The following is a 23,567-nucleotide window of genomic DNA, read 5'->3' on the forward strand; positions in this document are numbered from 1 at the left end:
TTTTTCCCAATCCCCAGCCCCCACTATATACTTCTTTCTTTGAGAGACAATTGATTTTAAACAGACTGTTATTCAGTAAAAATACTTATGAATATTCATAGCTAATTATAAAGATTTCCTAAGCGATTCATTGCCTGAAATTGATAATTAGTGTCTGCAAGCATCACTAGTGTTGATGATCGGCTTGGTTGTCAACTTAATTATTATCGCTAAGTATTAACACGTTAAACTAATGTATACTGTAAAGATATGGTAAAGAATGCTATTAGTTAGTACTCATCCCTCAATAAGACTATTTTTGCCTAAAAAAGCCGATTAAAGCCTAAATGAGACAATGCAAGCTCTACATTAAAAAGTGGGAACAAAAGTTGACTACAGCTGAGTCTGTTAACTAGGCAAAAAGTAAAACTTCTGCTTGCTTAAGAATTTTTAATATAAATTCTCATCAAATGGTTCTAATGTAACGTTTTAATGGCCTTTTTTAGCCAGTCATAAATAGACACTCCGGTAGTTGACCTTTTAAAGTAGAGAAATTTAGCATGAGTAGCAATTTAGCAAGCAAATTGCGTGTAGGCACTAAAAAAGCCCATACGATGGCAGAAAACGTAGGTTTTGTCAAGTGCTTTTTAAAAGGGGTGGTAGAAAAAAGCTCGTATCGCAAGCTAGTTGGCAATTTCTACTTCGTCTACTCAGCGATGGAAGAGGAGATGGAAAAACATCGCGACCACCCAATTGTTAGCAAAATTTATTTTACCGAACTCAACCGCAAGCATACCTTAGAACAAGACTTAAGTTTTTACTACGGTAGTAATTGGCGCGAGCAAGTACAACTATCTCCAGCAGGAGAAGCTTATGTAAAGCGCATCCGCGAAGTATCTGCAAACGCACCAGAGTTGTTAATTGCCCATTCTTACACCCGTTACCTGGGCGACTTATCTGGCGGTCAAATTCTCAAAGGTATTGCCCAAACAGCCATGAATCTGAATGATGGCCAAGGTACCGCCTTCTACGAATTTGCAGACATTACCGATGAAAAGGGATTCAAAGCTAAATATCGTCAAGCTTTGGATGAGATGCCCATTGATGAAGCTACAGCCGATCGCATTGTTGACGAAGCTAACGCTGCTTTTGGCATAAACATGAAAATGTTCAATGAACTAGAAGGCAATTTAATCAAAGCCATCGGCATCATGTTGTACAACACCCTCACCCGCAAGCGTACACGTGGCAGCACCGAACTCGCTACCGCCGAATAATACCAATTCAAAATTCAAAATTCAAAATTCAAAATAAAGAAAACTAAATTTTCTCAAAGTTTCTGAGTTTGAATCCGTTGCTGAATTTTGGAGAATTGGTATAAAAATTAAATCTTCCTAACCTTTAGGGGCAATTTCCCTGGGGTCACCTGATTAAAATTAGGCGATCGCAGAGAAATTGCCCCTCTTGTCATTTGTCATTGGGTAATTGGTAATGGGTAATGGGGAATGGGTAATGGGTAATGGGTAATTGGTAATGGGTAATTGGTAATTGGTGTTTGTTATTTTCCCCCCTGCTCCCTGCTCCCTGCCCCCCTGCTTTTTTCCCAATCCCCAATCCCCAGTCCCCAGTCCCCATTCCCCATTCCCCCACAATCAGGGAAAATGCAAATGGGCAACATTCTAATTAAACAATGGCTACAAAAATTCCTGTCACAGTAATCACAGGCTTCTTAGGTAGTGGTAAAACCAGCCTGATTCGCCACCTGCTACAAAATAACCAAGGACGCAGAATTGCGGTGTTAGTCAACGAATTTGGCGAACTGGGTATTGATGGCGAATTGTTGAAATCTTGTCAAGTTTGTCCCGAAGATGAAGATGGCGGGAGTAATATCTTTGAATTGACGAACGGTTGCTTATGCTGCACCGTGCAGGAAGAGTTTTATCCCACGATGCAGGAGTTATTAAAGCGCCGGGATAGCATCGATTGTATCGTCATCGAAACTTCTGGTTTAGCTTTACCAAAACCGTTAATTAAGGCTTTCCGTTGGCAGGAAATTCGTACTGGTGCAACGGTGGATGCAGTGATTACCGTCGTCGATTGTGCGGCGGTAGCAGCGGGGACATTTGCCAGCGATCCAGAGGCGATCGCAGCCCAACGGCAAGCAGATGATAGCCTAGAACATGAGACTCCCTTGCAAGAACTGTTTGAAGACCAGCTAGCTTGTGCAGACTTGGTAGTTTTGACGAAAACTGACTTAGTGGATGCTGAGACTAAAGCTAAGGTTGAGGAGTTAGTCAAACAAGAGTTACCCAGAGTAGTGAAGATTGTGGAAAGCGAAAACTCTCAACTCGACCCATCCATTTTACTGGGATACCAAGCTGCTGTTGAAGATAACCTAGATAGCCGTCCCAGCCATCACGACACCGAAGAAGACCACGATCACGATGATGATATTACCTCAACTCACGTGATTTTAGACCAGGCATTTGACCCCGAAAAACTGCAAAAACAGCTAGAAAAACTGACAAACCAACAAGAAATTTACCGCATTAAAGGTTTTGTGGTTGTGCCAAACAAACCCATGCGCTTAGTTATGCAAGGCGTAGGGAACCGATTTGATAAATTTTACGATCGCCCTTGGCTACCAGAAGAGGCTAGGCAAACCCGCTTAGTGTTTATCGGTCGTAATTTACAAGCTGCGGAGATCGAATCGCAACTTGTAGCATTTTGATGTTGTAAAAGAAAAAACTTGACTTTTTAGACCAAATTGTATGTCTGGATACTATTTGTTGACAAAAGTCAAGGTAGATTTAACCAGTGCAAAGGAGTGTCAAGGGTGCATTTACTAAATATTTAGCCTTTTTCCCAGAATTGTAACGAGAATTCAATAAATCAATGCGCTCGCCTGCCGAGTATACATGAACGCCAAACCGACAAGTGCGATGTCTACGACGGGCTACGCCTACGCATTAGTTTTATCACATAAAAAATCTACCTCTGTTTTGTTAATCACAACAAGAGGTAGGTTTGTGTGGAGAGGATACAGAATAAATAAGTTATCAGAAAGTAATTCAGTTACCTATCAAAGCATCTTGGTAGCATCAATGATTAACATTTCCCGCGAAAGATATTGATGGTATCTCTAGAGTAATCGAAGGAAAACTAGGGAAGCTAGGAAAACTAGGAAATGTTGGTTGAGGATTTGTTGGATTCGCTACAAAGCCAGGATCGGGATTGCTATCGTAAGTTTTTTCTTCAGTACTAACTGTTGCTATTCCACCAGCAACGTTATCTAATTCAGCTTCAGAAAGTTCAATAGTAATAATATTTGTGATTTTTGCAGACATCATTTTCTCCTGATAATTTAATGAGTTAATGTGTAATTTCCAATTTGAGGTAGACGCAAAAACCTGGTATTGATGAAATATTGAAGTGCGATGACACCAGGTTGTTAATTTTATAAATTAGTTACCAACAGTTAGTATTTGACCAGAATTGCTGATAATTTCTTGAGCATTAACTAAGGTAGTAGTACCAGCGCCACCGGGGCCTGCAATTGTTTGTTGACCTACTGCGAGATTTTTTTGTTGGAAGCTAGCACCAGTAAATAGTCCTAGATTTTGACCACCGCTGAGAATAAATTCACCAACACCGCCAGCAACGTTATCTAATTCATCTTCAGAAAGTTCAATAGCAGCGATGTTTTTGATTTCGTTAGACATGATTTTACTCCTTGCAATTTAATCAGTTAATGTGTAATTTCAAATTAGATGTGGAAGAAAGAACCTGGTATTGATGAGAATTAGTTACCAACAGTTAGTATTTGACCAGAATTGCTGATAATTTCTTGAGCGTTAACTAAGGTGGTTGTACCAGCACCACCGGGGCCTGCAATTGTTTGTTGACCTACTGCGAGATTTTTTTGTTGGAAGCTAGCACCAGTAAATAGTCCTAGATTTTGACCACCACTGAGAACAAATTCGCCAACACCACCAGCAACGTTATCTAATTCATCTTCAGAAAGTTCAATAGCAGCAATGTTTTTGATTTCGTTAGACATGATTTTACTCCTTGTAATTTAATCAGTTAATGTGTAATTTCAAATCAGATGTGGAAGAGATAACCTGGTATTGATGAGATATTAACCAGGTTGTTAATGATGAGAACTATTGACTAATAAACAAACCTTGACCAGAATTGCTGATAATTTCTTGAGCGTTAACTAAGGTGGTTGTACCAGCGCCACCGGGGCCTGCAATTGTTTGTTGACCTACTGCGAGATTTTTTTGTTGGAAGCTAGCACCAGTAAATAGTCCTAGATTTTGACCACCGCTGAGAACAAATTCACCAACACCGCCAGCAACGTTATCTAATTCATCTTCAGAAAGTTCAATAGCAGCGATGTTTTTGATTTTGTGAGACATGATTTTACTCCTTGTAATTTAATCAGTTAATGTGTGATTTCAAATTAGATGTGGAAGAGAGAACCTGGTATTGATGAGATATTAACCAGGTTGTTAATGATGAGAACTATTGACTAATAAACAAACCTTGACCAGAATTGCTGATAATTTCTTGAGCGTTAACTAAAGTGGTAGTACCAGCACCACCAGGGCCTGCAATTGTTTGTTGACCTACTGCGAGATTTTTTTGTTGGAAGCTAGCACCAGTAAATAGTCCTAGATTTTGACCACCGCTGAGAATAAATTCACCAGTACCACCAGCAACGTTATCTAATTCATCTTCAGAAAGTTCAACAGCAGCGATGTTTTTGATTTCGTTAGACATACTTTTCTTCCTTGTTAATTGTGTAATGTTTTAAGATTTAGCAGCTTATTTTAACCAGGTTATAATTTGTTTTATCTTGGTTTGTTTTCGCTGCGCTTTTCGTTTCGCTTCATGTGTTCATAGTAGGGAATTTAGCCAGGGAACGTAATCGGCAGAAAGTTCGGATTGTAAAAAGATGGATCTCAATCAAACTGTCTCCAACTAAAGTTGGATATCGAAAGATGAGGGAACTGGAGAAGCGTAGACACGCAGTGGCTTGTCGTCAGACATCGCTTTTATAGTTGCATTCCCACCAGGCGGAAAGCGGCTCAACACCCAATACTGCTCGGTTAAGGATGTTAAACTCTTAATTTAGTTTGGGGAAAAGGTGAAAGGGTAAGGGTTAAAGGTTTTTTCTTACCCCTTTTCCCCTTCCCCTTTTACCCTTAACCGACAAGTATTGGCTCAACACCTTTCCCCTTTACCCCAGTGCGAATAAAGACTTGTTGCAGAATGCTGGAAAATCTGATCGAGTGAATGGGTCTGAGATATATGAATTAAAAGAGACCGTTGATGGAATTTGCGAAAATGCTGGGACGTTTTAAACTTGCATCTCAATTTACGCTGCTACTCACGCTCATTTTTATTGCGGGAATTGGGCTGGGTGGATTTGCGTTATCTAAAGCACTGGAACAAAAAGCTTTAGGAGAGATGAATGCACGCGGACAGATGGCAATACAGATAGTCAACTCGGTCAGAAGTTACACCAGTAATGATATTGCGCCCCTAATTACTCAAATTACCGATCCGCAAAACGAATTTATCCCCGAAACTGTACCCAGCATCGCCGCTAAACGAGTCTTTGATAATCTCAAAGCCGATTGGCAGTATAAGGATTTGATTTACAAACAGGCGACGCTGAATCCTACGAATCTTAATGACCAAGCTGACCGCTTTGAGGCAAAATTAATTGAGCGGTTTGAGAGCGATCGCACTTTAAAAAGTCTCTCAGATTTACGCTCCCAAGCAGGAGAACAGTTATTTTACACGGCTCAACCATTGGTGGTTAATAGTTCTAGCTGTCTTAAGTGTCATGGTAGCCCAGAGCAAGCACCCAAAAGCCACGTCGAACGCTACGGTACTCAAAACGGTTACGGCTGGAAGCTAAATCAAATTATTGGTACTCAAATTATTTATATTCCAGCTAGCGAAGTCTTCGGTAACGCCCGCAACGCACTTTTCCTGTTCATCAGCATATTCATTGGCATTTTTGCATTAGTTCTAGTGTCCATTAACTACTTACTTAAGTGGAGAGTAATTCAACCTTTAAAACCGATGGCTCAACTTGCCCAAACAATTAGCCGCGAAACCGTTAGCGCCAGCGAAGTCCGAGATTTAGAACGCCAAGGACTCACCGAAATTGCCCAACGTACCGACGAACTAGGGCAACTGGGAAGGGTATTTCAGAAGATGGTACGCGAAGTTAGCGATCGCGAACAACAATTATCCGCACAGTTACAGCAATTACGTGTAGAAATCGATAATACTAAACGGATAAATGAAGTTCAGGAAATTGCTGAGAGCGATTATTTCCAAAAATTGCAACAAACAGCAAAAGAGATTCGCAATCAATATGGAAATCCCGAAGAATAAGCCCTAACCCACACCAATACTGCTCGGTTAAGGATTTTAAACTCTTAATTTGGTTTGGGAAAAGGTTAAAGGTTAAAGGTTTTTTCTTGCCCCTTTTCCCCTTCCCCTTTTCCCCTTAACCGACAAGTATTGTAACCCACACAGGTGAGAACTGTAATCTACAGCATCAAAGATAATTTCTATTACTAAATATCGGAGTCAAAAAAATGGCAAAAATTATTTCTATTCACTCATTTCGTGGTGGTACAGGTAAATCTAACGTAACTGCAAACCTCGCAACTGTGTTGGCGCGTGGAGGTGCGCGAGTAGGAATTGTAGACACAGATATTCAATCACCTGGGATTCACGTCCCCTTTGGTTTAGATGAAACTAAAATCAAATACACACTTAATGATTACTTATGGGGACGTTGTGCAATTGAAGCCGCCACCTATGATGTCAGTTCTGTATTTACAACACGCAAAGGTTGGTTTACCAATAATCGCGGCAAAATATATCTAATTCCATCTAGCATTAAAACTGGAGAAATATCTCGAATTCTGCGTGAAGGATATGATGCGCGTTTACTCAATGATGGATTTCGCCAACTCATGCAGCGTTTACAGTTAGATTATCTATTTATTGATACTCACCCTGGCATTAACGAAGAAACTCTACTTTCGGTGATTATTTCAGATATATTGCTGGTAATTTTACGTCCCGACAAACAAGACTATCAAGGAACAGCAGTAACCATTGATGTGGCACGTAAATTAGAAGTTCCTAAAATGCTATTAGTAATGAATAAAGTATTACCTAGCTTAAATACTCCATCTTTAAAACAACAAGTTCAAGATATTTATAAAGTTCCTGTTGCTGGGATTTTACCTGTGTGTGAGGAAATGTTTCATTTAGCTAGTAGTGATATTTTCTCTATGCGTTATCCAGAGCATCCTTGGACAAAAACTATCAGTGTTATTGCTCAAAGTTTAATGGAAAATAATCAACCTGTAAATAATAATATATTCACCCGAAATAGGAGATAGGTAAGGGATTGGGGACTGGGACTCGGTATAAAAGACAGCACATTGAAAATTAGTTAGACGCAAGTAATCGCACGGGTACAAAATTTTGTGCCCTTACCGTTTTTTTAAATTAAAAACTCTACCAGATTGGGATAGGTAGGGGCACGGCACCAGTAAGATAATTTGATGTACCAAAAGATTGTGGATGCCGTGCCCGTACAAAGAATTTATTTGCCGCCAACATTATTTTAATTAGTATATTTTTGTTTGAAAATCTGGAAATAGCGTTTTGTTCAATGTTTTAAATACAAAATAGGTATTACGCTAATGCAACGGTAAACTTAATTTTAATAAAGCTCCTCAGAGAGTCATTGAGGAGCTTCGCCATATTAAAACAGCTAATGACTCAATCCTGATTTGCGGCTGCACCTACAGCAACACCAGCTACACTACTAATTAATGCCACACCCACAGAACCTGCTGCTAATACGGCTCCTAAACTGGTCAGCTAATACGAGTTCTATTCCCAATCAAACAGCCAAAAGATTTAATAAAAGCGGAATAATACGCAGCTTACCCATTCATTTATCTCAACGATATTATTCTTTTGTAAACCACCAGGGCAACACTATAGCGATCGCACAGAATACCCACTAAAGGCGATCGCTTAGTGAGAGATAAAGCAAACTATAAGTAAGCAATTTACAACAGATATTCCAAATCCAAAATAGATATCCTCATGTTATGGAATTATATTGAGGGTGGTGAGGTTAGCTAGAGCAGAAACATCACTCACCTGCGTTTGTCTAATATCTAGCAATCTGAGGTTGGTGAGGTTAGCCAGAGCAGAAACATCGCTCACCTGCGTTTGTCTAATATCTAGCAATCTGAGGTTGGTGAGGTTAGCCAGAGCAGAAACATCGCTCACCTGCGTTTGTGTAAGATTTAGCCTTTCGAGTTTGGTGAGGTTAGCCAGAGCAGAAACATCGCTCACCTGCGTTTGTGTAAGATTTAACTCTCTGAGGGTGGTGAGGTTAGCTAGAGCAGAAACATTGCTCACCTGCGTTAGTCTAAGATATAGTTCTCTGAGGGTGGTGAGGTTAGCTAAAGCAGAAACATTGCTCACCTGTGTTTGTGTAAGATTTAGCTCTGTGAGGTTGGTGAGGTTAGCTAGAGCAGAAACATCGCTCACCTGCGTTTGTGTAAGATTTAGCTCTGTGAGGGTGGTGAGGTTAGCTAGAGCGGAAACATCGCTCACCTGCGTTTGTGCAAGATATAGCCTTTCGAGGTTGGTGAGGTTAGCTAGAGCGGAAACATCGCTCACCTGCGTTTGTGTAAGATATAGCAATCTGAGGTTGGTGAGGTTAGCTAGAGCAGAAACATCGCTCACCTGCGTTTGTCTAAGATTTAGCGATTTGAGGTTGGTGAGGTTAGCTAGAGCGGAAACATCGCTCACCTGTGTTTGTGCAAGATTTAGCTCTCTGAGGTTAGTTAAATTAGATAACGGATTTAAGTCACGTAATTTTCTTACAATTGTAATTGGAATCGGAATGTAGCTGGATTTTTCAATGACTGAGATTTTGCTCCAATCATCAACAAAGCTCGCTAGTTCTTGAGCCACTGTGACAGTCGAATCCTCTAAAAACTCTTTCAAAAGCTCGCTGGCTCTCTGATCACCAATTAATCCCAGCGTTCGCACACAGGCTGCACGTTCTGGTGCTTTCCAGCTTGCTTTCTTTTTAAGATAAGGTATGAGCGCTTCACCACAGGATGCTAAGACTGTAGCATCCGTCATATTTTGCGGTGGCAACAGTTGTTCTGATAACTTGGTAAAAGCTTGGCTAATTTCTGAATCATTTAGTTGGTAGGCATTTGTGTAACACCTAAGGAAAAAGAACTGCTGGGATCTGATTTTTGCAGCTTCTAATCGTGCTTTTTTTGACCGTGCTTTAGCGGGAGCATTTAAAGGAGTTTTTTCCAGAATTGCTCTTACAAGTTCAGTAGCAAAGCTAGAACCATCTCTTGGTAGCGCCACAGCAAACAAAATAACAGGTTGCCAGGAAGCTTCATCAGTGTGATTTGCTAATGTCTGAACATCACCGATATTAACAAAACGTTCAGCTGCGAGGAACTCTTTTAAAGTATTGTGCAGAAATTCAATTTGCTCACCTAATACTTGAAGCATCCCACTGCGCTCAACAAGTGCTTGAAGAACATTGGCAGCATTAATATTAGAAAGCTTGTAGCTTTCTAAAGCTGTACTAATTTGTTCTTTAGCTTCAGCCTCAGTAATCGCAGATACACCTGAACTAACCATGTGGTAAGCAAGTTGAGACAGCAATCCTTTGCGAACCCGAAATTCTAATTTTCCATAGGCTTCATCAATCCATTTTCGGGCTTCACTGCTCAAACGTTCCTTATCTCGGCGATCCAGCAGCATTTCACACAGCTTTTCGCATAAATCAACAGGTGTTTCTGGAAGGTTCTCATTTCTTACCCGATGAAGCGCACAAACTACTGCACAAAGCAAAGGATTACTGGTCAATCGCGCCACAGCAGGGGTAGCTTCAAGTCGCTGTTTTAAGCGTTTAGCCAAAGGTCGTAAATCAGCAGGTTCGTTCCAATTGCGTAAACGAACCTCCATTGCCTGATGCCATTTATCAATAAAGGTATCTCGGTCAGCAGGGGTCATTGGTTCAACCCGCGCAGAGACAAACCCAAGTTCAATAAACTCAACTCGTTCAACTGCTTCAGGGCGTGTTGTCACCACATAGTAATTATCTGGGTAAGTTTTCATTAACTGACGAATTTCCCGCATAGTTTCATCCCGTGCTTGCTGCGGAACTTCATCTACACCGTCAAACATCACCAAGGCACGACCATTGTTTAAGATATCATCAATCCAATTTGCAGGAGGATCGGGTAGCTCTTTTGCTAGTAAAAGAGGAAATTCACCAGGTCGGGGCAACTGACCTTTAGTGTAATCCCGCAAGCGAATAATAAAGGGAATTTTGTCTCGCCAGTCACCAGAATTATCTGGTAATTGAGTATCCGCCTCTCCATCAAGCTGACTCAATGAAGGCTTAATTAATGATAATTTTTGTTTTGCTGTGTCTCTAGAAACAGGTTCATCTTTAGCAGATTGAACAGCTGCCCAACGCAAAAGGGTGGTTTTTCCACTACCAGCGACTCCACGTATCAGCAAACGCTTTTTCACACCAAGATTATCAAAGACCTGCTCTGCTGGAAATGTATTTGAATCTTTAGCTGTTAGTTCGTTAATATCACCTTCTAATTCTTCTGCTTCTGTAATCTCCTCATCTTCATCAGACAAATTCAAAGATACATACGAAACAGTTAGTGAATATTCCTTGGACTCTCTAGGTACATCAATACCAAAAAGCTGTACATAATCTAACTTATTAACCACAGCTTTACGATAACGAACCTCATAATCTTCGGCTCGATCAACTTTACTCTCAGGATTAATCTCAATCTGAATATTATCTATTGATACTTCTACAGCAGGGTTAGAGTTTTTTTTTGCAGCTAAAGAACTACATAAATTTTCTATCCAAGGCTTTAAATGTGTTAACTTCCAACATCCTAAATCATCTGTTTGCCCATAAATAATGCGAGGAATCCAACCCGCACCTGTAGAATCATATTGGCGCAACCAAACCTCACCAGTTCCTTGTTCAAAGTCAAGCCGCACCAAGTTATAACCATTGTTTTTACTTTCAGACCATTCATGACAAGCACCTGCTGAAATAACTGTGTGTCCGGTTGCAGCATTAGTACGAACAAAATCCTGATGTTCATGCCCATGTAGAACAAAAGGAAAATCTCGTTCTAATTGCCTACCAAAGCTTGGGTTTTCTTCAGGCACTAACCAATTTGTAGGATGATGTAAAAGCGCAATAGCAAAATCATTCTTGGGAAGTTTGTCCAGCAGAGTTTCCAACTGAAACCTACCTCCCATCCATAATCGACCCATTTCTGCTCGGCCAGATCCTGATGATGACCACGCAGAATTAAAACCAGCAATACCAATACGCAAATCAGCAACTTCACGCGCATCTGCATAAATCAAATGCTCTTTTCCTGTCAGTAAATGGTCATAACCATAAGTTTGGAGAAAGTGAGCATAATCATCTAATCGACCAATAATTCGTTGCCAATCTATACCAATATCTTTGACAATACTGGTAATTTCATCAAGTGAGCTAATACTCTCTAATGCTTGTTTCTCGAATTTCGATATTTTATTTCGATTAACATCATGATTACCTGGTACAAGAAAAAGGTTCCGTTGCTCAATTACTGGATCAAAAGATTCTCGAACTGTTGTTAAGAAATCGTGAGCTTCACGAAATTGTTCAGCTATTGATTTTCCGCCACTATCCCCAATATGCCCAAACGCAGCATCACCCGTAAAAAAAATCAAATCTGGTCTTAACCCATGCTGCTTCTGCATTTTCTTAAGATCCTTGCAGAGAGTATCCGTAACTCTTTTAGCATCCCAACCAGTTCGCGGTTTACAAGCATGGAGATCTGAAAGATGTAACCAGGTCAGTGTTTGAGCCATTGAGAGAATTCCTTATTAACCAGCCTCAAATTAAGGGAATTACCTTCCAAGCAATTAGAAGAAAAACAATTTCTAAAATGTAACTGATAAACACAGTGGGATTTAGCAACCCGTCCCAAATATAACCTTTACGTTTGGGAACTGTAACCCGTTTTAATGAATAACTCCAGCTATTAAAGATGGCAGGCCCTCTCAACTTGCAGCTTTCCACAAGGATGGTTTCAATTTCGGCTACACGGGGATAAAACCCACGCTGAAAATGCTTCCACTGACTCTCTAAAACCCAAAAAAAGATGGGAATGGCGCAGCCAAGCAAAGCAATAAGACTCTTATTCTGTTGCAGTGCAAATAGAATCACGGCACCAGTTCCAGTGATACCAAGGGCTTTAATTGCCCAAATCTGCTTATTGTAATCTTCAATGGTATTTTGCAGGAAAAAATATTCCTGCTTCAATAACTCCATCTCAAAATTATCTAAAGGATTAGCGTTAGAAGAGGTAGAAGGTTGAGAATCAGACATCAGTCCTACAGTAATAACACTTATAACCTATAACATATTACTTGATAAAACTCATATATACATATAATCATTGAATTTTAGAGTTTCATTGTGTCATATCATGTCCGGTAAATGATTTGTCATTACTTAGCTGACTTCCCGCAGGGTAAGTAGCGATAGCGAAGTGAAGTAATCGCAGAGACCTTGTAATTGCTACTCTTCGAGAACACCTTCGGCGAACGCTCCACTTCGTTCTGCTCGCAATGACATATTAAGGGTAATTTGCCGGACATCTTATCAATCTAAAATCCAAAATCTAAAATTGATTCACTCCATAACTGGTTGAGTGCGCGCGTAAGAGTTTAAAAATACACCAAATAGGATTGCAAAAATCAGGTCAATAATACCCGGAAGTAAATAAAAGGGATGAAGATTATTGATTAAAGTGTGATAAAACAGCACAAGAAAAACTGAACATTGCGCGATAATTCCCAGTTTTATAATGCCATGATTGTGGGAAATATCGTTACCAACCAACCAATAGCCAATCCCGATAACGAATACTAAACCGAGAAATAAATGTGAATATTCACTATTTAATAGGGGCTTTTTTCCCACTAACTCACGAATCCATTGGTCGGATAATAGCAAAAACACAGATTCAACCCAATTAATTATGGCTTTGAGTTGAAATATATATTTCCAATTTTTTGATTATTCATGATTGCACAGAAATCCAAAATCAATTTTGAGAAAAATTTGGTTATTGTTTAAGTTGTTGCTTGCTTCTAACTGTTTTAAAATTTTTAGCTATTTACTTTTAATGTTGACGACTAAAGTTATGACGGACTCAGGATTATTTTAAGGCTAGTAGCTGATTGCTCAATTGTTGGAGTTGATGGTGAACCCAATTGCTACCCTTGGCTGTACATTGGGGACAAATATCTCCATAGCCTTTGCCTTGGTCATTGCAGACAATTAATCTCGCTGCCAAAATCTGAAAAGTTTGATGGCAAATTAAACAAACTTGGCTAGTTTTTTCTGTGTTGCATTATATTTGAAATTGCCTATTTTTTCTCTTAATTAAAGGCAGTTAAATAAATTAATTCTTGAGCAAAAGGATAAAATAACTTGCAGAAAAATGATTAACGTTTCTGACAAACCGCACCTACAAATAGATGCGGTTATTTATAGAAAAGCTGTTCTTTGAGCGATAGGTGAATCATTTTTTGGTAAAGAAAGCTACTTTATCTTGACCTTGGGTCATATAAGCACAAGCCATGTGTGATGAGTTATACGCCCAGCCTATGCGTCCTTGACGGTCTACAAGGATGCACCCAGCCTCACCTTTAACTTTAGATTTCAAAGCATCAATCGCCATCTGTGCAGCTTCGTCTGGATGTCTGTCTCCAGTTAAAAAATCGATCGCAGTTTTCGCCAAAACTACTGGGATAATCGACTCGCCATCACCTGTGGTTGAGCAAGCACCTAGTTTATTATCGGCGTACAAGCCAGAGCCAACAACCGCAGTGTCACCAACGCGACCTTGTTGTTGCTTGGTAGTACCACCAGTTGAAGTACCAGCAGCTAAAATACCGCCAGCATCTAAAGCTACGCAACCTACAGTGTTAGGGCGATCGCTTACTTTCTGATCTTCCTTCCACTGTTGCCACTGCTCTTCGGCAATTAAGTCTTCTTTTTTACACATCTCCGCCCCGCAATCTATGGCGAAGCGTTCTGCACCCCGCGCTACTAGTAGCCTGGGTTTATCATCCATAATTTTGCGTGCTACTGAAATTGGATGACGGACACCTTGAACTGCTGCAACTGCTCCCCAACTTAAAGAACCTTCCATGATCGCTGCGTCTAACTCTACTTCGCCATCGCTGTTGAGAGTGGCACCCAGACTGGCGTTAAATGTCTGGTCTGCTTCCAATACGCGAATAGCTGCTTCTACGGCTTCTGCAGCACTACCACCACTAATCAGTACTGCCCAACCTGCTGCTGCTGCTGTACAGCCTGCATTGTTAGCCGCAACTTTGTCATCAGAAATGGTTTTTGCTCCACCATGAACGATGATCGTCGGTATCATAGGATTTCCTTTAGTTAATATGAGTTTTGGGGTATGGCGATCGCCTCTAGAGGTTTGTCTATTAATTGCAGCGATCGCATTTTTAATGTTTCTAAACCTAAGCGCTCAATTGCAGATATAAACACCGCTTCGGGATACATTTGTTGAGCTTCCACCAAAGTTTGCCTATATACACGGTCAATTTTGTTAAAAACAATCACACTCTTGCCAGGAATTTCAGGCATATCTGCGAGTATTTCTTCCACACTCACAATATGGTCTTCCCAGGCTGGATGGGATAAATCTACGACATGAAGCAAAGCATCTGCTTCAACCACTTCCTCTAATGTGGCGCGAAATGCATCCATTAATGAGGGTGGGAGTTCGTGAATAAACCCGACTGTATCTGTAAGTAGAATTGACCGCCGTTGTTGTGTTTTCGGTTCTGTAATTACTATTTTGCGTGTTGTTGGGTCGAGGGTGGCGAAAAGTTGGTCTGCGGTGTAAACCTCCGCATTAGTTAGCACATTCAACAGTGTAGATTTACCTGCGTTGGTATACCCAACTAATGCTAAAACCGGAATTTCTTGCTGTTGTCGTTGTTGTCTAATCCGGGCGCGATGTGCTTGTAATTGGTTGACTTCTTGTTGCAGTTGAGCAATTCGCCGTTGAATTACTCGCCTTTCTGTCTCTAGTTTTGTTTCACCAGGCCCCCGCGTCCCAATTCCCGCGCCTAATCTCGACATTTCCTGACCGCGACCGCGTAGCCGAGGTAACATATATTCGAGTTGCGCCAATTCTACTTGTAATTTACCCTCTTGAGTCCGCGCGCGTTGAGCGAAAATATCCAGAATTACTTCTGTGCGGTCTACAACTGGGATACCTATTTCTTGCTCTAAATTGCGGGCTTGAGATGCAGAAATATCGCGGTCAAAAACAATCAAATTGGCTCCCACTTTTTGAGCTAAAAGTGTGATTTCTTCTACCTTTCCCTTACCAACAACTGTTTGCGGATGAGGGCGATCGCGTTTCTGTTGCATTGTATCTAGGACAATTCCACCAGCGCTTTCAACCAAATGCACCAGTTCAGCAAGCCCATCTTCAAAGCGTCGGCTAGAAATATCTTCTGTTTGTACTCCTACTAACAACACTTTATCTTGAGTAGATCCGATGTCTTGAGATGAAAATACCCCCTCTCCTGCATCAGTAATTTGATCTTCCCATTCCGCAACTAAAACATCAAATTCTTGTTCGGTGAGATCATCTAAAGTCAAAGGAGGTGAAACCACCCAAGGATTCTCTGGATCGGGGAAAAGATAAGCTAAAAAAGTGTCGTCTACTTGACTATCAACTACCGTCAAAAAAATTAGAGCATCTAAGCGTTGGTGTGTCATTGCTACTAATGCTGCATCATCAGGTGGTTCTGATTTAAATTGAGTAGTAATGCAACGAATTCCGCTTAAACGGTTTGCACTGCGACGAGGTAATTCATCAGCTGGAATTTGAGTTTGAATTGGTGTACCAATCGCAACTCGGATAACTTGTCCACGCCGATTGACATAACAACAAATTTGATGATGGATATCTTTACTCATCTGCGCTAAAATTTGAGCAAATTCCGGCGTAATAAATCTATCTCCTGGTTCCCGTTGCTCGTAAAGCTGCTGTAATCGTTTGATTTGGCTGGCTCTTATTCCCTGCGTATTGCCATAAATATTTTGCATACTGTTAACAGGTGAAAAACTTATTTGAATCTGGTGTTTTTAAATCAAAAATGAAGGGTAATTTCCAATACTGCTCGGTTAAGGATTTTCAACTCGGAATTTGGTTTGGGGAAAAGGTTAAAGGGTCAAGAAAAAACCTTTAACCCTTCGCCTTTTGCCCTTAACCAACAAGTATTGAGGTAAGTTCTCTTCAAAAAGGGTTATATTATGCCTACTTAATTTATAAATATCTCTCTTAAACCTTAGTTGAATCTATCAATCGGCATAAGATTGATTATGCCTCTACAACTAGATAACTTTGGGATTGAGCGACCTGTTCAATCATTTAATTCTTGAATATTCTCTGCCTATATACAGATGGCAGTTGCCACCAAGATACATGGGGATATTCGTGATGTTCTTCATGGTAACCAAAGTGATAGCAAGCGATGAATGACCAAAAACTTGGCAAGGCAATTGTTTGGCTACAATGAGGATAAATGTAACCTGTTTCTGGTTGCCGATGAGGTAAATATGTGCCGAAATAAAACAGTTGGATTGAACTTAAAATTGGCGGTATAATCCAAAATAAGATGAGATTTATTTCAGAGATATGCAAAACATATTTAGCTAAATTAAATACAATACTCAGTAATATTAATTGCTGCCAACTAGAGTATTCTAACATGAAGCGAAAATACCATGATATAGGATTTTTTTGCTTGCTATCATGAAAATCAGGGTCAAGTTCGCTAGCTGGATGACGATGATGCAACCAATGCTTTTTTAACATCTTTTGATACGGGAAGAAAGCGTAAAGTGCTACAGTTAGCGACCCAATAAAATTATTAATTTTTGGATTTCTGCGAAAAACCGACCCATGCATAGCATCATGTGCAGTAATAAATAGCCCTGTATACAGGAACATTTGCCAAACTATCGCTATGGGCATCAACCAAATTGGGAAATTGACATAGTTAATGCTAAGTAATAAAGCTAAACTACCTGCCCAAAGGCTAATAATCAGGATAGCAATTGCTAACCCATAAATACTATCTTGCTGAGTGGTAAATTCTTCAACTTCCACATAATAGCTAAGTGGTTTCTCACAAATATTCAAGCCGATACCCCTTTTGGTTCACAACTTAAATTAGAAAATTAATTGTAGTTCTTCAGCTTTTTTATAAAAAAGTTAAAGCTTTATAGCAAAACTACTGAAATCAATATCTAATTTAATGTTCTTATTTTATCGATGCCAATATAGTCTCGTTTCTATCTTTAGGTGCAAAAGTAACATCTTCTCTGTCTAACTCAAAGATAAATACATTGATAGAAAAAGCTTAATTATCTAATTAATTGGTATCGGATAATTCTAAATTATGTATGTATAAACAATTTATATCTCATTTATCAAAACTATAGTGAACTTGGTAATTGGCAATAGTGATTGGCAATGTGGAATTTTATTTCAATCTCATACCAATTTGAAAAAAGAATGCGGCAGTAGGGGCACGGCATTGCCCATTGGTGTCAACTTAAGCTAAAAGCTATATACGGCGCGTGTTATACAAATACCTCGCGCCCTCATCCCCTAACCCCTTCTCCCGCAGGAGAAGGGGAACTAAATCTCTTGCTCCCCTCTCCTGGTGGGAGAGGGGCTGGGGGTGAGGGCGAAACCTTGCAACCAAGCGGGTTTTACGTTAAGTTGACACCTATGGGCATTGCCTTGCCCTATAGAATATATTGATGTGTCGCCAACATTATTTGAATTGATATAAAATCCAAAATCTTTTAGCTTCTTGCTTCCAAGTAGCGAGAAATTGCACTATCAAGGTGTGGCATTAATTCAGCGCGACTGCTACCGAGAACACTGTAAGCTGGGCGGGGAGCGATGAAACCTAGTTCTTGGCTAGGTACAGAAATTAGACTATTGACGCTCACACCTGCTTTTTTCGCTGCTAACCGTGCTAAATCTGCCCAAGCGACAGCACCTTTATTAGCTAAGTGCCACAAACCGTTTTCGCCATCAATCAGTAAATCTAGGCTGGTATGTACCAAATCCGGTACATAGGTAGGTGAGACGATCGCATCTTCTGCGGCGACAAAAGTATTACCAGCTGCTAATTGTCTCAAGGCAATGGTAACGAAGTTATACTCATCCCAAGGGCCAAAAAATGCACTGGTGCGAATTACTAAAGATGCTGGATAAGCTTGTAATACTAGCTTTTCTGCTAAAACTTTGCTGCACCCATAGACGTTGAGGGGAGCAACTGTATCAGTTTCCACATAAGGATTAGACACAGTACCATCAAATACTAAATCTGATGAGAAAGTTAGCAGTGCGATATGATGTTGAGCGCAAGCAGCAGCTAAAATTGCTGGGCCTTCTGCGTTTATTTTTAAACAGATGTGGGGTTCGCGTTCTGCGTCATCTACCCGCACATAGCCCGCAGCGTTCACAACTGCCCAAGGTTGTAATTCGGTAAGTACTTGCTCAATGGAAGCGGGATTGGCAATATCCATATCTTGGCGTGTCAGCAGGCGATATGAAATTCCCCGCACTTCACACAACCGCGCAAAAGCCCTGCCGAGAGTTCCTGTGGCTCCAATTATTGCTAGGGGACGAGAACCATTACCCCCTCTACTCCTCTGCCCCTCTGCTCCTCTGCTGTTGCCACAGCTAACTGCTGGATACACCAAACGGGCTGGACGATGCCACCACCCTGGGGTTTCGAGTATGGGGTGATTGGGTTTGCGTCCTGCGGCTAAATCTTGCACCATTTTGGCGATCGCAGTTTTTCTGGGACTTCGCGATCGCAAATCAAATACGCCTGGCTCGTAGTATCCTACACAGCGAGTTAGTAAACTATTCCAATCGTAACTGCCCAGAAGCGACCAAACCGTTACCGCACGCACATCTGCGCCCTGGTCTTTTAGTTCTTGGGCTGCATTCCACACTTCCTGGAGCCAGCGTAATTGTTCTTCACGGGTGCAACTGAGGTGAACTTCTGTGACAGCTAGGGGTAGTTGATAGCGTTCCCATGTTTCTTGCAGCAATGTGCGTGGCCCTGCCAAACCTTCGCTGCAAACTCGCACAGCTTCCACATCTGCATAATTGTCCCGCCCATTACCGCCATGCGTCCAGGCGGGATAATTTTCTAGATGTTCATCTAAAAAGCGCTCGCTTGTTAGGTAATGGTTAATGCCGATAATGTCAGGGGGACAGGTATTTTGTAAAAATACTTCTAGTTCAGCCTCACTGATACCACAGTAGCGTAAGTAACCCCACATCGGATGATTTGGAGTAATTCGACCGCACAATAAATCTAAACTTAACCAGCGTCGCTCGTTTTCAAATTCTGCTTGATACGCCAGTTTTGGTGTACTGTAAGTTTTACCCAAATCTTCGGTTTGTACCAATTGGGCATTGGGGTTTACTTCGCGGATGGCTTGCATTGAAAGTGCGATCGCTCGACATTCCCCTAATAAAGCTCTGGCAAAAGTTAAATCGTCCCGGCCGTGAGGATACCAATGTCCATACATCCCACTGAATCTGGCGGTTGTTAGTGGCTCATTGACAGGCGTGTAATGTGTCACCCAAGGATAGCGTTCTGCTACTGCACGGGCAAAAACCGCTAATTTTTCTGGAAACTCTGGGTCTATCAAGCTGGTATCACGCGGCCCGCTACCATGATGCACTAATCCCACAATTGGACGAATACCCAGTTTCCACAAGCGTTCCAAGCGTTCATCCGCCCACGACCAATCAGCATTCTCTAAACCATTAGGCGCGATGCGTTCCCACAGTACCGGATAGCGGATTGCCTGTATACCTAGTTCAGCGAATAAATCCAGGTCATCCAAGCGCGTTGCATGACCGTTGCGTTCTAACTGATCGAAATACTCTTCACCCACACGATTAACCGTACACTCGACACCAGCCCACACTTCTAGGGGAAGTGACGATTTGAAAGCAGAAGCCATAAGTTATACCAATTCAAAATTCAAAATTCAAAATTCAAAATTAAGAATCAAGACAGGACATGCGTTTGAGGCTGTATATTTGTCGCATTCATTTTTCAAATTGGTGTTACAACTCATACCAATTTTGGATGCAAAATCATCACCATGTAGGATGCGTTATTAACGCATCCTACCCGTGTTTTCAAGCTTTAACCGCAATTTGCTTGTACACAGAAAGAGCCTGAGCTACACATTGATCCATGTTGTAGTATTTGTACGTTGCTAGTCGCCCAACAAAATATACTCCTGGTGTGCTATCAGATAGCGCCTTATACTGCTTGTACATTTCGTTATTTTCTGGACGTGGCACAGGGTAGTAAGGGTCGCCCTCAGCTTTAGGAAACTCGTACACAATACTAGTTTTATTGTGTTCCTGCCCAGTCAAGTATTTAAACTCCGTCACACGAGTATAAAGCTGTTCATTGGGATAGTTAATAACTGGCGCTGGTTGAAACACAGCGGTGTTGTGTGTCTCGTGCTTAAAATCAAGGGAACGGTAGGGTAGTTTGCCGTAGCGATAATCAAAGAATTCATCCACTGGGCCAGTGTAAACCATCTCCCGGCAAGGAATGGCTTTTTGAATTTCTTGGTAATCTGTATTCAGCATGACTTTGATATTTGGGTGATTGAGCATATTCTCAAACATCCGCGTAAAGCCGTGCCGTGGCATTGCCTGATAAGTATCTGTAAAATAGCGGTCGTCGCGGTTAGTACGGGTGGGTATCCGGGCAATTACTGACTTATCCAGTTCTGAAGGATCGAGTCCCCATTGCTTGCGGGTATAGCCTCGGAAAAACTTTTCATACAGTTCTCGACCAACTTTGCTAACTACCACATCCTCACTAGTGCGGATTTGTTCTATGGGTTCAGCAAGTGATTCATAAAATTCCTTCACCTCAAATGAATTGAGACGCATACCATACAACTTGTTGATGGTGTCGAGGTTGATAGGAATAGGAACAAGCTGCCCATCTACACTAGCAAGAACGCGATGTTCGTAAGAACGCCATTGTGTAAAGCGTGAAAGGTATTCAAAGACTTCGCGGGAGTTGGTGTGAAAGATATGCGGGCCGTATTTATGTACGAGAACTCCATGCTCGTCATAATGGTCATAAGCATTGCCACCGATGTGATTGCGCTTGTCTACAACCAGCACTTTTTTACCAGAATGAGTTGCTAGACGTTCAGCAATGACGCTACCGGAGAAACCAGCACCGACAATTAAGTAGTCGAAGACAAAATCTCTGGTGATGATATTTGGTGCTTGTGTACCTACCGCACCTTTAGAGTTAACTTTGTCTTCAGTATCACGGGTTGCGATCGCAGAATCAATCAGTTTCATCATTGCAGCCCAAGTCCGATCCCAAGAAATCTTTTCTAAAAAGGTATCTACTTCAGTTAACCATTCTGAGGTTCTGGTATCTTCTTGCATTGCTTTTTCAGCAGCGGCGACGAATTCAGGAACTGTGTCTGCAATTCGCACCAAATTTGACTCTCCATAAGGACGCACCACATCTTGAATTGATGTAGATACTACAGGCCTACCTGCGGCGAGATATTCTGGAGTTTTGGTAGGGCTAATAAAGCGTGTTGACTCGTTCAGCGCAAACGGTAGCATTGCTAAATCCCATCCCGCTAAATATGCAGGTAGCTGTTTATAGTCTCTACTACCGAGATAATGTATATTCTGGCGCTGTGGTAAAGTGGCTGGATCGATTTTGACAACTGGGCCAATAATTACTAAATGCCAATCTGGACGGCTATCAGCAATCCCAGCAAGTAATTCGATATCCATCCGTTCGTCAATCACGCCAAAAAAGCCCAGGCGCGGATGGGGAATGTGGGCTTGATCTGCTGGTTCTTGCAGATGTCTAGCTTGGGCAAAATGTGGCACATCTACACTGCTAGGAAAGGCATAAACGTTTGGGTGCTGGTTTACCTTACTTTCGTAAAGGCTTTGTCCCCCTGTAAATACTAAGTCTGCAAGGCGGAAGAGTTCGGCTTCGTAATTCTTTAAAGTTGGGGATGCGCCTTTGAATGCAGACAACTCATCCATGCAATCGTACACCACAGCTTGGGGTTGCAAGTGGCGAGTAAAGGCGATCGCCATTGGCGTATAGTACCAACAAATGTATTTGTTAACTTTCTGTTCTGTCAACAATCCATCAATTAGTACTTGTAAATCTGCATTGATTGCTTCTTGGCTGATATTTTCTGGTAGATGTGGCACAACCACAACTACTCCACTCCCATCTTCATTGATATCTAACCTGGCTAAGGGATCAGCAGAAAAAATTGGCTCTTCAATAAAGAAGACTCGCTTTCCTTGAGCGCAACGGCTTAGAAGATGTTGTGGTCTTTGATAAACAAAATTCCAACGTAAATGAGATAAACAAATTATATCGGGAGTATCTTTAAAGGTTTCTGTTGGTTGAGTTTTTTTATGGGATGAACTCGAATGTAGCAGTGATGTACCTGATGATGGCGTTTCGTCTATTTCTCTTTGTTTTGTTTTAGCTGGCTGTGCTGAAATGATATTACGGGCACTGTTGTTTTTGACTTTAGCTTTCTCACTGGGCATAAAAGCTTGCTCTCATTCCTTAAGTTTATTAATCCTGCTAGCAAATCTCTAATACCTTTTCGCTATAAGCCAGCGCCAAAAACACTTTCAGTAAAAGTTTGCAACCTATTTTGGCGCTTTTTTATCTCGAATTGGTATAACAAATATTTTGGATGCTTCTTTATAAAAGTAATATTTATACTTTGTAAGTATCATCTATCAAAGTAGATATAGGTTAAATATATTCTTAAATCTCAAGTATTAGAAATATATCCATATCAAGAGCAGAAAATAAATTATCAACACATATATTTATATATGTGTTGATGTCAGTTATATCTAGAAAATTCAAGGTTATGCTATGTAAATAGGTGTTAGCCAATCAATCATTAAAATTATTTGTAGCGTCTAGCACAAATGATTTTATTGTTGCTAGTCTTTTTCTTAATTTACTAATAAAATTAGCCTGAGTCTGTTCGCTTGCGTACATAAGCAATTTAAATTTATATCTAGATGCGTTAATACGCATCCCCTGAATCATCTGTATCGCTCGTGGGGGGTGGTGCGTTACGCTACGCTAACGCACCCTACTGGACTAACTAGAGGCGATCGCATCACTAACTACTCTCAACTTTTTTTCCTCGTAAGGGGTAAGTAATTTAAAACTCAATGTTTGGGCAATTTATAAATATTTCTTTTTAAAGTTTCCATCCCCGTGAG

Annotated in this window: 16 protein-coding genes; 4 read left to right on the forward strand and 12 right to left on the reverse strand. The window is 40.9% G+C overall.

What is annotated here, in order from left to right; genetic code table 11:
• The first annotated feature begins 539 nt into the window (after positions 1 to 539).
• Together AACU25_RS16070 and cobW are read left to right on the forward strand one after the other, a co-directional pair.
• On the forward strand, positions 540 to 1,256 hold the full coding sequence (locus AACU25_RS16070; RefSeq protein ID WP_096577216.1) for a biliverdin-producing heme oxygenase: 717 nt from the start codon (positions 540 to 542) through the stop codon (positions 1,254 to 1,256).
• A 413-nt stretch (positions 1,257 to 1,669) separates the two neighbouring features.
• On the forward strand, positions 1,670 to 2,710 hold the full coding sequence (gene cobW / locus AACU25_RS16075; protein ID WP_096577220.1) for a cobalamin biosynthesis protein CobW: 1,041 nt from the start codon (positions 1,670 to 1,672) through the stop codon (positions 2,708 to 2,710).
• Positions 2,711 to 3,080: 370 nt separating this feature from the next.
• Here the strand turns inward: cobW and AACU25_RS16080 are convergent, their stop codons facing one another.
• The 5 genes from AACU25_RS16080 to AACU25_RS16100 all read right to left on the reverse strand — a co-directional run bounded on the left by AACU25_RS16080 (position 3,081) and on the right by AACU25_RS16100 (position 4,767).
• Positions 3,081 to 3,329 (reverse strand): hypothetical protein, encoded by a 249-nt coding sequence (locus tag AACU25_RS16080; protein ID WP_190445694.1) that lies wholly within the window; start codon positions 3,327 to 3,329, stop codon positions 3,081 to 3,083.
• Positions 3,330 to 3,443: 114 nt separating this feature from the next.
• Positions 3,444 to 3,701, reverse strand: coding sequence for a CTB family bacteriocin (locus AACU25_RS16085; RefSeq protein ID WP_096577224.1), 258 nt, complete (start codon positions 3,699 to 3,701; stop codon positions 3,444 to 3,446).
• A gap of 80 nt (positions 3,702 to 3,781) precedes the next feature.
• Positions 3,782 to 4,039, reverse strand: coding sequence for a CTB family bacteriocin (locus tag AACU25_RS16090; protein WP_096577226.1), 258 nt, complete (start codon positions 4,037 to 4,039; stop codon positions 3,782 to 3,784).
• A 106-nt stretch (positions 4,040 to 4,145) separates the two neighbouring features.
• Positions 4,146 to 4,403: a CTB family bacteriocin gene (locus AACU25_RS16095; protein WP_096577228.1), complete on the reverse strand. Its 258-nt coding sequence runs from the start codon at positions 4,401 to 4,403 to the stop codon at positions 4,146 to 4,148.
• Positions 4,404 to 4,509: 106 nt separating this feature from the next.
• The gene (locus AACU25_RS16100) at positions 4,510 to 4,767 is read right to left on the reverse strand and encodes a CTB family bacteriocin (protein ID WP_096577230.1); all 258 of its coding nucleotides are present in this window, start codon (positions 4,765 to 4,767) and stop codon (positions 4,510 to 4,512) included.
• 552 nt (positions 4,768 to 5,319) lie between these two features.
• Between AACU25_RS16100 and AACU25_RS16105 the strand changes: the two genes are divergently transcribed.
• Both AACU25_RS16105 and AACU25_RS16110 read left to right on the forward strand, forming a co-directional pair.
• Complete coding sequence (locus AACU25_RS16105) at positions 5,320 to 6,399, forward strand: Tll0287-like domain-containing protein (protein WP_321206633.1); 1,080 nt, start codon at positions 5,320 to 5,322, stop codon at positions 6,397 to 6,399.
• Between the two features lie 206 nt (positions 6,400 to 6,605).
• Entirely contained in the window at positions 6,606 to 7,424 is an 819-nt protein-coding gene (locus AACU25_RS16110) for a MinD/ParA family ATP-binding protein (RefSeq protein ID WP_096577232.1), read from the forward strand.
• A 721-nt stretch (positions 7,425 to 8,145) separates the two neighbouring features.
• On the opposite strand, the gene AACU25_RS16115 is transcribed toward AACU25_RS16110, so the two are convergent.
• The 7 genes from AACU25_RS16115 to glf form a co-directional block, all read right to left on the reverse strand.
• On the reverse strand, positions 8,146 to 11,991 hold the full coding sequence (locus tag AACU25_RS16115; RefSeq protein ID WP_096577234.1) for a leucine-rich repeat domain-containing protein: 3,846 nt from the start codon (positions 11,989 to 11,991) through the stop codon (positions 8,146 to 8,148).
• Positions 11,992 to 12,016: 25 nt separating this feature from the next.
• Positions 12,017 to 12,511: a hypothetical protein gene (locus AACU25_RS16120; RefSeq protein ID WP_096577236.1), complete on the reverse strand. Its 495-nt coding sequence runs from the start codon at positions 12,509 to 12,511 to the stop codon at positions 12,017 to 12,019.
• A gap of 1,201 nt (positions 12,512 to 13,712) precedes the next feature.
• The gene (locus AACU25_RS16125) at positions 13,713 to 14,582 is read right to left on the reverse strand and encodes an isoaspartyl peptidase/L-asparaginase family protein (protein ID WP_096577240.1); all 870 of its coding nucleotides are present in this window, start codon (positions 14,580 to 14,582) and stop codon (positions 13,713 to 13,715) included.
• A gap of 14 nt (positions 14,583 to 14,596) precedes the next feature.
• Entirely contained in the window at positions 14,597 to 16,285 is a 1,689-nt protein-coding gene (gene hflX, locus AACU25_RS16130) for a GTPase HflX (RefSeq protein ID WP_096577242.1), read from the reverse strand.
• A gap of 325 nt (positions 16,286 to 16,610) precedes the next feature.
• Positions 16,611 to 17,384: a beta-carotene ketolase CrtW gene (gene crtW / locus AACU25_RS16135; protein WP_096577244.1), complete on the reverse strand. Its 774-nt coding sequence runs from the start codon at positions 17,382 to 17,384 to the stop codon at positions 16,611 to 16,613.
• 671 nt (positions 17,385 to 18,055) lie between these two features.
• Positions 18,056 to 20,248, reverse strand: a complete 2,193-nt coding sequence (locus AACU25_RS16140; protein ID WP_096577246.1) for a family 1 glycosylhydrolase — start codon at positions 20,246 to 20,248, stop codon at positions 18,056 to 18,058.
• Positions 20,249 to 20,429: 181 nt separating this feature from the next.
• On the reverse strand, positions 20,430 to 22,868 hold the full coding sequence (glf, locus tag AACU25_RS16145) for a UDP-galactopyranose mutase (RefSeq protein ID WP_096577248.1): 2,439 nt from the start codon (positions 22,866 to 22,868) through the stop codon (positions 20,430 to 20,432).
• Positions 22,869 to 23,567: the final 699 nt, after the last annotated feature.

The sequence above is a fragment of the Tolypothrix tenuis PCC 7101 genome (assembly GCF_963874875.1).
In the GTDB taxonomy this organism is placed as follows: Bacteria; Cyanobacteriota; Cyanobacteriia; order Cyanobacteriales; family Nostocaceae; genus Aulosira; species Aulosira tenue.